The organism is Selenomonadales bacterium, from assembly GCA_018335585.1.
GTDB lineage: Bacteria > Bacillota > UBA994 > UBA994 > UBA994 > UBA994.
This window is the reverse complement of sequence record JAGXRZ010000016.1, coordinates 1-13,802: the sequence shown is the minus strand read 5'-3', so window position 1 is coordinate 13,802 and position 13,802 is coordinate 1. Positions and strand designations below refer to the sequence as shown.

Below are 13,802 nucleotides of genomic sequence, written 5' to 3'. Positions count from 1 at the left end.
TATGGCTTTGAGAAGCACTTTATCCGTGGGTTGCGAAAAATGACAATGCGGTGCACGCTAGCGCTGGCCGTAATGCTGGCAATGGCCGTAGGACGAATAAGAGCAAATCAGCACGATAAAATGCGGAGCCTAGTGAAGGCAGCGTAGAGTTGCTGGTCTAATCGAATCAAAAACCTAGCATCAGCGCCAAGGGATGACTACGCCCTTATACAGGCCCAGATGTCATATTATGGATGTCTAGTGGCTAGCATGCCCGAAAAACCACGGCGTTGCCCCTGTTCCCTTTGTTGAACACAGCGGTTGGTTGAGAAAAAAGCTAGCAACGCAAAACGCTTTAACAGCAAAGGCATTGCGTGGCCTTCCATCCACAATCGCATGGAATGGTGCCAAAAACTCCCCGTCGCCTGCCTTAGATAGGGGGTGCTCAGTCCCAGTTGTTAGTGTGGGGCTGTCTCGACTTTCGCCAGATAACATGCTCTCATATACAACCGTGAACTCCTCTGGGCGTATCTGCTCACCCGTTCCATCAGCAACCCAATAGAGAGCGGCGTAATTGTACGGAATTGGGCTAATCCCTTCTACTGAAAACATACCACGTCGGACATCGGTGGCACCTAAATTCCATGTCAACCGCACCGCATGTGGGTCGTTTTTTTCGTCCCATAGAATTCGGTCTGGAGGGATCGACATAGTGCTACGTGTATCCTGAAAACCTCGGTCTTCCCGTGCCGCATGTGCCTCTGGGGAAAACATGACAAGATGTGCTTCACAGAGCAACATAAGCATCAGTATACTGACAGAAACAAGCGCTAGTTTGCTTCGCATGACTTTTCTGACTAACATTATTCCTACCACCTTACCTCTCATTTATTGGGTTGGTACGCAACTCCAGACGTGCGAATGGTGACAATCAAAGGCGCGCCGTCGATACTCACACTCCTTCTATACGATCATATCTACCCACAACTGTCTGAAGACACTTGTTGTCAGCCTCCGACTCATTGGAGGAAGTGCCTGCTTCTATGCATAATTGTGTCTTGCTCTCAGGGTTTCGGCGGGTCCCACTGCACTAAAACGGCGTTGTTTTCAGGTCGAGGAACAGCGTCTACAACGCCAACGAGGCCACAGGTTTGACTCACTAACAGTATCGCTAGTATGAGTGCCACAACACGCGGTGTCCGCATAAATCACACCTCCAATCCACCCAGGTTCTCCATGTTAGATAAATTGTAAACGATGGGTGTTAGTATCACAAGGACATGATAGTAGCGCCTGCTACTAGGCCCTGCCTGTCAGTAAGTTGTGCGCACGCATCATAAGCAGTAGTGCCTCGCGGTACTGATTCTGCTGCTCCAACAACTTGGCACCAAAGACCAGTACATCGGCCGCATCCCGATATCGCTCTAAGCGGGCAAATCCTTGACCAAAGGAACTTGCTGTGCTCTCAATGAAAAGCGGATCGCGGCGTAGCCGGCTCTTGGTCAGCGCCCACTGATCTTTGAGGAGTTCCCATTCTTCCATAGTGCCATCGGGTTTCTGCATCAATCCCTGCAGTTCTTCCTCGTAAGCAACGGTTTCACAGTAGTTAGGGAGTTCGCTTAACGCAAGTAGTACCTCTCTGTACGCCTTGCGTTTCGTTGCTACGCTAATTTGTGGGATGTGAACCAGTTCAGATAGTATTCGGCGAGCACCTAGTGTGTCTTGCAGGTTGGTTAAGCAAACAGCTGCCCCAATGAGGGCTTCGGCCTTAAGCTCGCTGGCGATCAGTTGGTCTGAGAGCGTTGCCGCCCTCTGGGCATCTGTTAAGGCAGCATTCCAGTTGCCCTGCCGCGCATGGCAACTGGCCTTGGCAATCAGTGCTTTGACTCCAAGCGCTGTCCCCAAGTTGCTGGCACTTTCAGCTAGTGCAAAATGGGCACTGGCCACGCCAGAGTTGCCGAGTGTGGTGTAGCAGCTTCCGACTAAGTAGTGAGTCTTGCTGAGCTCATCCCTATACTCTGGCGAATTCTTTAAGTAGTCCAGCGCGTCTAGAGCCATAAACACCGCATAACTCAGTTGGTCGCCGTGGTAAAGTGCCATAGCGGCGTTAAACGCACATCTCCATGCGTCAAGCGTTAGTTTAGCCAGTGTATATGCTTGTGCGGCAACCTTGAACGTGTCAACTGATCTGAGCAACATCTTGTCAGCAGCCTCTAAGCTAGCCTTGGCCTCAAAGTAGACTCCTTGTACCTGCGGGCTCTGTTGGCTACAATCGCAAGCGTTGCAGCCCTCAAACATGGCTTTAGCCTGTTCGAAGTCCTTTGCCGATATCAGGGCTTTCACCTCACTCAGCAGCACTAACAACCTAGCCTCCGCCTCCTCTTGCGCCTGTGGCATGAAGTGGCTGATCGGCTGGCCTAACAACTCCGCGATTACGGCCAGATTCTCCGCTGAAGGCCTAATCCTTCCGCTTTCGATAGCCCCAATGTAGGCGCGTGAAAACTTGCCGTCAGCCAGTTTTGCCTAAGTGAGGCCCTTCGCTAATCGCGCCTCTTTAACGCGCTTCCCGAGCATAGAATCGCCTCCAAATACTAAAGCAATAAAGGGCTTCCGGAGAGTTCGCAACGGCCCGCAACGGCCTTCGCTTAATAAGACACTTGAAGGAAACAAAGTGCAACGGCTCCGAGAAGATTTTTTGCGCCACCACTAAGATAAGCGTGAACATCCTCTGCAATATTTACCCTCTCCTTCCGTTGCTTAATCGTAGTATAATCATATCAGCAGCGAGTTCTGTGGCACGCTCCCAACATTGTGACAGTTCGTAACACCTTTTACTACGAGGAGTTGGTTCTTGGTGACAATCAGACCTCCAGCAAGTAGTAGGCAATGGGAAAGTATGTGCAACACGGGAAGAAGCCTTCGGTCAAGGAGTAGAGTCCTAAGCAGCGCGTAGGGGGTGGGGAACGCTTGTACAGAGATATTTGGCGACACAACGTGAAGCAGCTGCTAGCGGAAAACAACCTAAGCATAGCCGAGGCCGCGCGGCTTGTAGGTACATCGAAGCAATACCTCTCCTCGATTTTGGCCGAAACCGAGCCTAGCAGTATGCGCGAACTGGTCGCCGACCGGCTGAGCCTGCTTTTGCACGCGACTCCCTCGCGTCTCTATACGCCAAGTGTAGAGCCTAGCGCCTCCCACTGCATGCCAACAGAAATCTGGGGGCACACGCCCGACGAGAGCCTTGCGCCCGTGGAGCAAGCGGTGTTAGCGGAACGACACTTTCTTGCGCGTGAGTACGGCGCTAGTTTTCGCTTGGCTAAGGCGCTCCTTTTGCAGCATGGCGACGAGCTCGCTCCTGCCGCCGTCGCCCACACCGAACTGCTGGCCGGGAAAAGCGCTTGCTTGCTCGGGCATTCGGCCGACGCCAATGCACACCTGCGGCGTGCGCTGGCCTTTTGGCAGAAGCGCTTAACCGCCCAGCCCGCCAAGTACCTGTCGCACTGCCTCGACACCTACCGTTACCTCGCGCTGGCTGCTCACGTGGACGAAGATTACGCTCGCGCGCTGGAGCTTCAGCTTAGGGCCATAGCGCTGTACGAAAGATTCCCCCAGGCGGCGAGCGAGCTTGCCGGCAAGTGGGAAGCCCTAGCTCTTAACAGCATGCGTACGGCAACTCGCGTTAGCCTGCGTACCGTCAGCGACACAGCCGACAGGTTACTTGCATTCTCCACTGTAGCCAAGCTCCAGGCGCTTACCATGCGAGTTTCGTATGACTTAGAGTTTTGCCGCTACGCTATCGGGCGTGCTACGGGGGACGCCTCCGCGCCTTGTTACGAGCCGCCAAGCACAATGCGTGACGCCGTGCTCTGCCTTGGTTACGGCCTTACCTTGTGGGAGCGCGGCGAAAGCGACGCGCTTAGAGCCTTAGCGGATAGTTTATCCGCGGAAAGCGACAGCCAAGAGCAGCAGTTCGTGCGCTCCTGGCTGACTCAGATGGCCGCCCCGCTTGAGAGCCGAGCTCGTTCAAACGATGCGCCCACAGCTCTGTTCTCTGGATTGACCTCGCTTCTTGATGCGTGCTACGCATCTGCCGCGGGGGACAACTACCGTGCTTTGCACGCCTGGCAAAGTGCGCTGCGCGAGCTTCTGTCTGCACGCGACTATCCCCTGTACTTTCTCGCCTTCGCCGGGGGCCTAAAACACTTTACCTTGGCCGATTCATATCGGCACGACCTGCAAGCAGTCCTTGCCCTGCGCGTCTGTGCCTACAAGCAGTAACGCAATGGGTGCCTATGTTCCCCCTAATCGATCCAATCGATAATCAGTGCCAGCTCAGCCGTAGCTGTGGCAACTACAATAATCGGAGTTAAAGCTAGGGCTAGGGCTGACCGCAGTCGGCCAATACAAGAGAGTCTGACGTAGATTACACCAGACGCCAACCAAGGAGCTGCCGCGAAGGCCACCCATACAAAGTAGCTCATGTCTTGTAGATAGCTCATGTTTGTGAGTCCTTCCCACAGGGAGCCAAGCAGTAGAGGGAAGAACTGGAATGGATCAAGGGCGAGCCTTGCGATATCAGCGGGAAGCAGGCGCGAGTGGAGACCACTAGTAAACACTACAGGCGATAAGACGAGACAAATCTTGAGAAACGCTCGGCTAAAGCTTAGTTGCTGTCCTTCTCTAGCATGCAGATGCTTGTCAAGGTCGGCCAGAACTGCAACGGCCAGTATTGAGCTCGCAGCGACAATAGACGCCACGAGCCATACCGGAACGAAAGAGCCAATCTCCAACTGGCGCACCACTGCAGGGTAGATACTCAACCAGCGAGCGGTTACTAGAACCGCCAGCACGGTGCCTGCCAGAAGCGATTTTGAGGACTTGAGACCCCAGTTGTTGCTGCCTGCCGCTGCCATCTCTACCTTTCTTTACTGCTTGGTTGAAGTGGCCGACCCTGCCTTTGGCTCTCTGATCGTGTGGTTGTGCTCGGTCGGACATCTACCAGCCTTGTCATGGGGTCTGCTTGTAGAGCGTACAACCTGCCTGCTTCGGCTTCCACATCGAGTCCATAAGCTTTAGCTGAACCGCTGTTAAACGCTTCGATCATCATCTTGTGTTTGGCGATAGACTTTTCAAGAATAGGTCTCTCGTCTGCGGGAGCTGTCTCTAGCTGTGCTTTAGTGGATGCCATATTTTCTTCCAAGCCTCTGATCACCCTCGCTACCGAGGCAGGGAGGGAGCCATGCACACAAAAGCCCCCGCTAAAACCGTGTCTAGTCGCTCTATACCAAACGGACTCGGCCCTAAGCGCATGTCGTTCGAGAAAAGCCTTGGCAGTAGCAAAGTCAGCGTATGCAGAGAGAGAGATTGTGGCTCGCTCACCGGCCGCTAGCGTGACTGGTGAGCGCACGCTTGGTGGAATCAGGCGCACGCTGGCGGCATAAGCGGCAATAACGCCGATGCTGCCGATAAGTAAGGCTACGGCTATTCCTGCGGCAAAAGACTTACGGGTCATAAAACTTCCCCTTTCCATAATTCTGTGGATACGTTCTTCAAGATATTGCCGTCCACTACTGAAGGCATACAGCGAAGCCTTGGCCGTGCATCGCCCCCTCGCAGCCAGAAGTAGACCAAGAATCAGCTCGCAGTACTTCTGTCGCTCGTCGTGCGTCATAGACCTAGTGATGCTTTCGTCGCAGGAGAGCTCGCACAGATGGTAGATCCTCTCACGACCTAGATAGGCGAGGGGGTTATACCAATGGAAGGCGTTAATGAGGAGCAGAAATCCTTTCACCCACACGTCATGTCGCTTCAAGTGAGTGAGCTCGTGTAAAAATATGTACTCAAGCTCAACGCGGGAGAAGGTGTGATGTGGTAAGACAATAAAAGGGCGCAAACATCCATAGAGAAAAGGCGTGCCGCTGTATGGGGCAAGGTAGATGGGAATCCTCTTTGTGATGCCGAGCTTAAGCCTACATTCGTCCAGAACACGAAGAATCTCATGCTCTGATACTTCCTGGCATGCGGCCAGAATGCGACTTTTGACTCGACGTTTCTCTATTAAGGTCGTCGCCATAAAAATAACCGACCCACCTATAAGTAGATATGGCAACCAAGCGATAAGCCAAGTTGCAAGCCCACTCCACTCTGTGATTGCGTTTAGGCTGTAAGGATGCCCGGCTGCGTACCGCCCGGATGGCGTAACCGGTCCTAGAGAAAAGCGCAGTAGAGGCACTAAAGCGAAATATGGTACCAAGAAAAAGGAGCAAGCGATTAGGTGGCTATAGTACCGCCACGTCGCCGATAAGTATTTTTGGGATAAAACATCGCTCTGCCTAAGAAGTAAGACAAGCCCCCCAGCCACTATCGACATTACCAGCAGATGGCCAGAAACGGTAGTTAGCATAGACTCACCTATCCTTTACGCGGGCTATAAGTTCTGCAATGTCCCGTTCAGTTAGGTCCCCAATGTCACACAATGCGCTGAGGAAGCCTTTCGTCGAACCTTTGTGGACATCTCGGATGAACTGCCTAGTCTCAAACAAGAGGTATTCCTGCTGAGATATGCGCGGCTCATAGAAGTTGGCCTTACCTACTCTGGTTGCCTTAACAATGTGTTTCTCGATTAGGCGAGTCAGAAAGGTAATCACCGTGCTCTGCTTCCAGGCTTTACTAGAATCTAGGTTGCGCAGTATTTCACGTGTCGTCACCGGTCGCTCCGCTGCCCAGACAAACTCCATAATTTGCCTTTCCGAGCCAGACATTTGCTGTAACTGCTCCATTGTGTCCACCATCCATCTATGTTGTGTAGTTTAATATTAGACTACATCATGTAGAACTATGTGTCAAGGGGACACCGCTAAGTACGGCAAAGGAGTGCCGCACATGTGCGACACTCCCCACAAGGAGCTAGCAGCCCCTCATCTCGTTCTCTCTACATCCTGCGCAGAACTACAAACGCTCCTACTGCGAGTACAGCCAGAGCTCCGGCTCCGCCTGCAAACAGGTACCATGGGCGACTCTCTGCGACCGGTGCGTTTTCCGCAATCGCCTTGGTGTCTTCGGTCGCGGACATGATGCGCATTATAGGCTCGGCAGGCGCGGCCTTCTCGTTTTGTGCCTTTAGCGCGGCAGTTTGCTCGGCAGTGAGGACTCGCTTTTCACCCACATGCACGTGCGTTTCGACCTTCTCGCCGTTAACCTTCGCTATAACTACATACAAGTCGGTCTTGATGTTGTGGAGTTCTAGCACCCAGCCCTCTTCGATTACTACCCGGCCGATGCTTACGTTCTGCTCCTTGGCCAGTTGCTCGCGCGCAAGTCCCTCGAGTTCGCTTGCCAATGCCGGTTCTAGCACCTTCAGCATAGCCATGGCGCTAGTGGCCATCACCGTTAACATGATTAGGGTCAACACGATTACTTTTTTCATTTTCTTGGCTCCTTTCGTTGCACTCGTCTTCTTTGACGCGCGCCGCAAGAATTAGTTCCAAGTTTTAATTGACACGCTAACGTGCCTAGGCTAAAGTGTAATTACTACTATGCTCTGTAGTAGACAGGAGGGGAATCATGAGGACAATCTACATTGTCTTGGCCATCGTCGTTGTAGCTGCGGCAGGTGCGGGCTACTATTTTTGGCGGGCTGCTCAGGCGAGCGACGATTTTAGCGCGGTGCGTGATGAGGCGCTAGCTTTCTATCAGCAGCAAAACCCAACGCTTACCGGTCTTAGCGCCAAAGTAATCGACTATGGTTGCCATATCGAAATTGAAATTCGCCAGAATGGGAACAGGCTGGCCCGCCTTGGGTGGGCAGGGCCCGGTCAGTATTACGTTATTGGGCGGTAGTCTGGCATGAACAGAAAAATAGGTGTACCGGATTTTAAGCCGCGCAAGGAAGGCCTCAGGCAAATACTTGGCGACCTCGAAGCCGACATTATGGAGTTTATATGGGAGCGCGGGCAAAGCACGGTGCGCGATGTGTATGAAGGCCTGTTGGCCGCGCGCGAGCGCGAGCTTGCGTACACCACCGTAATGACGGTAATGGGGCGACTGGCGGAAAAGGCACTGCTCCAGCGCGAAGCAGCGGGCAACACCTACATCTACATGGCCGCTGTGGCGCGCGACGAGTATTTGGCCCGCATTGTCGGGGAAGTGCTAGACGCCCTACTGGTTTCGCACCGCGAGCAAACCATATCGCACCTTGCTAATCGCCTGGCGCGAGTCGATGCCGCCGAGCTAAATAAGCTAGAGGCCGCCTTAGCAGAGCGCCGGGGGAAAAGCTAATGGTTACTTGGCAGCTCTTTGTGTCGCCTTTTGTGCTACATGTGTTGGTGGCGGGCGGCTTGGCCTTTGCCGTAGTGGCCTTGTTCGACGGCTTGCTCACACTTGCGCCACGCGTGCGGATGGTGCTGTACGCTGCCGTACTGGCGGTGCCAATACTAAGCTTCCTCGTGTACTTTACGCATATCTTTGGGCGGTGCAGTCGCCTCTTTGGGCCGTTTGCCTGGCGTATCTGCACCATGGGACGCATTTATGCGGGTTTCCTGGCGCCTTTTACGTTAACTTTGCTCGGCGTGTATCTCCTAGCTAGGTTATGGCAGCATTACCGCTCCCCTCTGCGCATAAGCCGCCCGGCGGATGACTCTGCGGCGACCGAGCGCGTGACCCTTGCCTTGGCAGATATTGCCCAAGCTTCGCAAATCCGCATAGCCGTTTTGTCAAATTGTTACCCGGCGGCCTATGTGCGCGACGACATTCCGCCGACACTCTGCGTGACTACGGGCTTACTAGAGCAGCTGAGCGACGCGGAACTGCGGGCGACCCTCGCTCACGAAGTTGCGCATGTGCGCGGGCGCGACCAGCTGTGGAACTTAGTCTTTTTGCTTAAGGAAGTGGCCTTTTTTTCGCCGCTTACACACCTAGCCTATGCACGCTACTGCCAAGCGCGCGAAGAAGCGGCCGATGACGCTGTCGCTGACGAGGCAAGGCTAGACCTAGCTTCTGCCCTGCTGAAAGTAGTGCGCCGCAGCCAGGAGCTACTGTCGCTCGCCGAGTGGCGCTGGTCCGAAAGCTATTTTGTCGCCGGCGGTAACATTAAGCGGCGCATCGAGCTGCTCCTAGCCGACCGCCGCGCCTATACGCCTGTGCCACTTTGGATACCGATGGGCCTGCTAGGTGCGATAGTAGTTTTGATCTGTTAGGGTCGCACTACTACCCTCTGTAGTAAAGAAAGGATGTTCGCTGCATGAAGTTTTTATCCGTTGCGCTAAAGAATCTGCTGCGCCGCCGTGTGCGAAGCGCGCTCACACTGCTAGGCATTGCGGTTGGCATCGCTATGCTCTTTAGCTTTATGTCATTTAACGCCGGCTACCAAGCCAGCCTGCGCCAAGACCTAAACCGCCTCGGCGCGCACATGTTAGCCATCGCCAAGGGCTGCCCTTATGAGGCTACGGCTATGGTTATGCACGGCGGCGTCATAGATGACTTTTTAAGTGAGGAACACGTGGCGACCATTCGCGCTATGCCTCACGTAAAAAACGCTGTAGGCATGTTTATGAACCAGAAACTTGTGCATGGAGGCAAGCCTGTCATTATTCAAGGCCTGGACGAGGCGGGCTTTGACCTAAAACCTTGGTGGGTAATTGAGGGCGAGCGCTTTGTAGACGCCAACTCCGTCATTCTCCCGGCTGCTAAAGCTACGGAAATGGCGCTTTCTATCGGCAGCGAGTATCGTATCCCCGGGGTGGATCAGGCCTTTACTGTGACCGGCATTTTGCAGAAGACCGGCTCGCAAGACGACCAATTTGTCTATATGCCCCTCCTTACCGCCCAGCGGCTCTTTAACGCCGAAGGCAAGGTGACCTCGGTAGCCATTCAGCTAAACGACCTGCGCCAGGTTCAGGCAGTGGTCGAATCCGTCGAGGCCTTGCCCGATGTGCAGGCTATCACCATGTCGCAGATGCTCGGCACGGTGCAGACGCTAATGGAATCGGCCCAGGCGCTAATCACTTCAATAGTAATTATCGCCGTCTTAATCAGCGCCCTTGGCGTGCTAAACAGCATTCTTACCTCGGTGTTCGAGCGCACGCGCGAGATAGGCATGATGAAGGCCGTAGGCGCAGGCGCTGTGGACATCTTCGCGCTCGTGTGGATAGAGAGCATCCTGCTGACGGTGACGGGTGGAGCGCTCGGCATCGCGGCCGCCATCGGCGCGGGTACGCTCATTGAAGGCGCCCTGCGCGACATCCTGCCTTTTGCCCCGGCCGGCAACCTAATTACATTTAATCCCGATATCGCCGTCATGAGCCTGTTGGTCTCTGTCGTATTGGGTGTGGTGGCGGGCGCTTACCCGGCACTGCGTGCCGCGGGACTTAGCCCCATGGAGGCGATAAGGAGTGAGTAATATGAGCGTGATTAGGACCGAAAAGCTGTGCAAGCAATACCGCCGCGGCAGTGAAACGGTTTACGCACTGCAGGATGCGGCCATCAGCGTTGAAGAGGGCGAGTTTATCGCCATTGTCGGCCCATCGGGTTCCGGCAAAACGACGTTGATGAACCTCTTGGGGTGCCTCGACACAGCTACTTCCGGCAGTTACCGCTTGCGTGGGCAGGAGGTAGTCGGCCTGCAGGAGTCGCGTCTCGTGCGCCTGCGCCAAGAGAATATAGGCTTTGTCTTTCAGCAGTTCTTTCTCTTGCCGACACTTACGGTCGAAGAAAACATTGAACTCCCCCTGTTGTTTAGGGATAATCGCGGCAAGCGCACCAAAGAGCTGCTAGATGTCGTCGGGCTAAGCCACCGCCGCACACACTTGCCCAAAGAGCTTAGCGGCGGCGAAATGCAGCGCGTAGCCATTGCGCGGGCACTTATTAACAGCCCCGCCATCCTACTTGCTGACGAGCCCACCGGCAACCTCGACAGCAAGAACAGCCTTAAGGTAATCGAGCTCTTTAGAGAACTTAACTGCGCAGGATTAACTACCATCATTGTCACGCATAATCACGAGATTGCGGCCATGGCGGGTCGCACGGTTAGTATCTCGGACGGGCAGATACAGACTGCTGTGCATTCTCCGCTCCCTAGGCCATAAGGCTTGGTCAGCCTCTTTCTTTACCTCCTCCTTCCTATTGGCGGCCTGCGGGCCGCTCTTTTTGCTGACTTGACAAGCGCGCGCGTAAGCAAGTAGAATTCAGACACTTAAGCATTTAGAGTTCGAGCGGAGGAATGTACGTGGGCCAGCAGGATTATCGCAGCGAGAAGCTAGCTCGCTTAAAGGCGCTCAATATACATGCGTATCCCGAGCGATATGCCGTAACGCACACACTTAAAGAGGCCAGCAATCTGCCTGACGACACTGCCGCTGTTAGGGTGGCCGGTCGCCTTGTAGCCATCCGCAAGATGGGGAAGCTCACATTTGCTCATCTGCAAGATATCGAGGGGCGCGTGCAAATTGCCCTAAAGCAGGATCAGCTCGGCGAAGGGTACGGCATATTTCACGAAGTCGTCGACATCGGGGATTTTGTGGGCGTGCAGGGCACCACGTTTACTACTAAGACCGGCGAAAAGACGGTGCAGGTCAGCGAGTGGACGTACCTCGGCAAAGCACTGCGCGAGCTCCCCGAAAAGTGGCATGGCCTAAAGGACGTCGAGCTTATCTACCGCCAGCGCTACTTAGACCTTATATCTAATGAAGAGAGCCGCCGCGTCTTTAGGTTGCGCTCGCGCTTGCTCTCGGCTTTGCGGCGTTTCTTTGAGGAGCGCGGGTTTATCGAAGTAGAGACTCAGATTCTAACCAACAAGCCCTCCGGCGCGCTGGCCTCCCCGTTTGTAACCCACCACAACGCCCTCGATATCGACCTGTATCTCCGCATTGCGCCGGAGATGTATCTAAAGCGCCTGATAGTCGGCGGGTTTACGCACGTCTTTGAAGTTGCGCGTTGCTTCCGCAACGAGGGCATTAGCCCGACCCACTTGCAGGATTTTACCATGGTCGAAGGGTACAGCGCCTACTTTAACTACGAGGACAACATGCGGCTTCTGCGCGACCTGGTAATTCACTGTGTCAAAGAGCTGTTTGGCTCAACCCTAGTGCGTATCGGCGAACAGGAGATAGACTTTGGTGCGGAGTGGCCGGTAGTTACTTTCCGCGACTTAATTTTGCGCGACGCTAACATCGACATCGATGCCTATGCGACTGCAGCCGAGTTGCTCGCGGCAGTGCGCAGGCAAGGCATTTACCTAGAGCACGCCGACTTAGCAAAGCTCGGTAAAGGCAACTTAATTGACGTCCTGTACAAGAAAATTAGCCGCCCGAAGCTGATTGCGCCCACTTACCTAACGTGCCACCCTGTCGAGCTTTCGCCGCTCGCGCGCAAGAACGACCACAACCCAAGCATAACCGACCGCTTTCAGCTCGTGGTTAACGGCGCAGAGATTATTAACGGCTACTCCGAGCTTGTCGACCCGCTAGAGCAGCGAGCGCGCTTAGAGGAACAAGCGCGGCTTAGAAGCCAAGGTGATGCCGAGGCCATGCCCATGGATGAGGACTATCTTCTGGCCATGGAGCACGGGATGCCGCCTATCTCCGGCTGGGGTATTGGCATTGACCGTTTGCTGCAAGTGCTACTTGACCTGCCAAACATCCGTGATGGGGTGCTGTTCCCAATCATGCGGCCGCTTGACGAAGCATGAACCAAAAGCACAAAGGAGGCGATATGTCCACCAAGGTTTGGGTCGACCTGCCGAATCGCGAGCGCATTCGCATTCACCAGCATTGGCTGGGGGCGATTATTATTGCGTTTGAGCCTCCTTCGCATCCTAACCAAGTGCACGTGCTAAAGGGCATAGTGCCGGTTGGGACCGTGGGCAGGGTAAGCCTCTTTACCTATCTGCAAGAGGCTAGTCTAGCGAACGACTTTGTGGAGGCACCGCACAGCTTTCACTTTCGCGGGCACCAGCTGCGCATTGACGCCACGCTAGAGGAATACTCGTTGTTTGGGTTTATCCCGATGCCGGAGTGGATAGTGCAGGCCATTCACGTTACGCTCTGGGTAGACGAGGTGCGGTACCGCGAGTTCGTGTTTTAGTAATGATGTCGCCGCACAAAGGGCGAAAGGGACGTAAAATATGACTAAGAAAGAAACTACTATAAAAGTTTTTGCCGAAAATCGCAAAGCCTACCACGACTTTTTTATCGAAGAGACCTACGAAGCCGGCGTCGCTTTAGTTGGCACGGAGGTTAAATCTATTCGCGCGGGGAAAGCAAACTTGCGCGACAGTTATGCTAGCATTGCTAACGGCGAGTGCATGCTCTATAATGTTCATATCAGCCCTTATGAACAAGGCAACCAATTTAACCGCGACCCGCGACGCGCACGCAAGTTGCTCTTGCACAAGCGCGAGATTGCGCGTTTGATTGGTCTTGTTCAGCAAAAAGGCTTTACCTTAGTGGCGCTTAAGCTCTATCAAAAAGACGGGCGCATCAAAGTCGAACTTGGCCTTGCGCGCGGCAAAAAGCAGCACGACAAGCGCGACGCGGCCGCCGACAAAGAAGCTAAGCGCGACATCGAGCAAGCTTTTCGTCTTCGCCAAAAAGGCGAGCTATAATTGGGGGCGAAAAGGTTTCGACGGGGGTAGAGTGGGTTGGGGTAGCGAGTCGGGGTCCCGACACCCGTAAAACAGGGAAAAAACAAAACAAACGCAAACGAACGTTTCGCGTTCGCTGCCTAGATAGGTAGCCGTCGGCCCGCACTTTTCCTGCGAGGGCGGTCACCGGCGTCATGAAAGCAGGAGTAGTGTTACTAAGCGCCTAGTAAGTAACGCGAAAATAATA

General features: G+C 54.2%; 15 protein-coding genes and 1 other RNA gene. 10 read left to right on the top strand and 6 right to left on the bottom strand.

Annotated features, from left to right (window positions below; genetic code table 11):
* Nucleotides 1–237: 237 nt before the first annotated feature.
* A complete protein-coding gene (locus tag KGZ66_02200) occupies nt 238–843 on the bottom strand; it encodes a hypothetical protein (protein ID MBS3984400.1) in 606 nt (201 codons plus the stop codon).
* 435 nt (nt 844–1,278) lie between these two features.
* Nucleotides 1,279–2,343: a hypothetical protein gene (locus KGZ66_02195; GenBank protein MBS3984399.1), complete on the bottom strand. Its 1,065-nt coding sequence runs from the start codon at nt 2,341–2,343 to the stop codon at nt 1,279–1,281.
* A gap of 603 nt (nt 2,344–2,946) precedes the next feature.
* Between KGZ66_02195 and KGZ66_02190 the strand changes: the two genes are divergently transcribed.
* Nucleotides 2,947–4,257, top strand: coding sequence for a helix-turn-helix transcriptional regulator (locus KGZ66_02190; protein ID MBS3984398.1), 1,311 nt, complete (start codon nt 2,947–2,949; stop codon nt 4,255–4,257).
* A 23-nt stretch (nt 4,258–4,280) separates the two neighbouring features.
* Here KGZ66_02190 and KGZ66_02185 read toward each other — a convergent pair whose 3' ends face one another.
* From KGZ66_02185 to KGZ66_02170, 4 genes are all read right to left on the bottom strand, one after another.
* Nucleotides 4,281–4,892, bottom strand: a complete 612-nt coding sequence (locus tag KGZ66_02185; GenBank protein MBS3984397.1) for a hypothetical protein — start codon at nt 4,890–4,892, stop codon at nt 4,281–4,283.
* Between the two features lie 2 nt (nt 4,893–4,894).
* Nucleotides 4,895–6,382 carry a M56 family metallopeptidase gene (locus KGZ66_02180; protein MBS3984396.1) on the bottom strand — a complete coding sequence of 496 codons (1,488 nt, stop codon included), beginning with the start codon at nt 6,380–6,382 and terminating at the stop codon, nt 4,895–4,897.
* A 4-nt stretch (nt 6,383–6,386) separates the two neighbouring features.
* Nucleotides 6,387–6,758 carry a BlaI/MecI/CopY family transcriptional regulator gene (locus tag KGZ66_02175; protein MBS3984395.1) on the bottom strand — a complete coding sequence of 124 codons (372 nt, stop codon included), beginning with the start codon at nt 6,756–6,758 and terminating at the stop codon, nt 6,387–6,389.
* 152 nt (nt 6,759–6,910) lie between these two features.
* Nucleotides 6,911–7,405, bottom strand: coding sequence for a hypothetical protein (locus KGZ66_02170; GenBank protein ID MBS3984394.1), 495 nt, complete (start codon nt 7,403–7,405; stop codon nt 6,911–6,913).
* Between the two features lie 137 nt (nt 7,406–7,542).
* Here KGZ66_02170 and KGZ66_02165 point away from each other — a divergent pair, with 137 nt between their 5' ends.
* The 9 genes from KGZ66_02165 to ssrA all read left to right on the top strand — a co-directional run.
* Nucleotides 7,543–7,818, top strand: a complete 276-nt coding sequence (locus KGZ66_02165; GenBank protein MBS3984393.1) for a hypothetical protein — start codon at nt 7,543–7,545, stop codon at nt 7,816–7,818.
* A gap of 6 nt (nt 7,819–7,824) precedes the next feature.
* On the top strand, nt 7,825–8,256 hold the full coding sequence (locus tag KGZ66_02160; protein ID MBS3984392.1) for a BlaI/MecI/CopY family transcriptional regulator: 432 nt from the start codon (nt 7,825–7,827) through the stop codon (nt 8,254–8,256).
* Nucleotides 8,256–9,173, top strand: a complete 918-nt coding sequence (locus KGZ66_02155) for a M48 family metalloprotease (protein ID MBS3984391.1) — start codon at nt 8,256–8,258, stop codon at nt 9,171–9,173. Before KGZ66_02160 ends, KGZ66_02155 begins: the two co-directional genes overlap by 1 nt.
* 44 nt (nt 9,174–9,217) lie before the next feature.
* Complete coding sequence (locus KGZ66_02150; protein ID MBS3984390.1) at nt 9,218–10,375, top strand: ABC transporter permease; 1,158 nt, start codon at nt 9,218–9,220, stop codon at nt 10,373–10,375.
* Nucleotide 10,376: 1 nt separating this feature from the next.
* Entirely contained in the window at nt 10,377–11,060 is a 684-nt protein-coding gene (locus KGZ66_02145) for an ABC transporter ATP-binding protein (GenBank protein MBS3984389.1), read from the top strand.
* Nucleotides 11,061–11,200: 140 nt separating this feature from the next.
* Nucleotides 11,201–12,661: a lysine--tRNA ligase gene (gene lysS / locus KGZ66_02140; protein MBS3984388.1), complete on the top strand. Its 1,461-nt coding sequence runs from the start codon at nt 11,201–11,203 to the stop codon at nt 12,659–12,661.
* 23 nt (nt 12,662–12,684) lie between these two features.
* Nucleotides 12,685–13,056: a hypothetical protein gene (locus KGZ66_02135; GenBank protein MBS3984387.1), complete on the top strand. Its 372-nt coding sequence runs from the start codon at nt 12,685–12,687 to the stop codon at nt 13,054–13,056.
* A gap of 40 nt (nt 13,057–13,096) precedes the next feature.
* Nucleotides 13,097–13,576: an SsrA-binding protein SmpB gene (smpB, locus tag KGZ66_02130; protein MBS3984386.1), complete on the top strand. Its 480-nt coding sequence runs from the start codon at nt 13,097–13,099 to the stop codon at nt 13,574–13,576.
* 2 nt (nt 13,577–13,578) lie between these two features.
* Nucleotides 13,579–13,802: a transfer-messenger RNA gene (gene ssrA / locus KGZ66_02125) on the top strand; the annotation flags it as partial.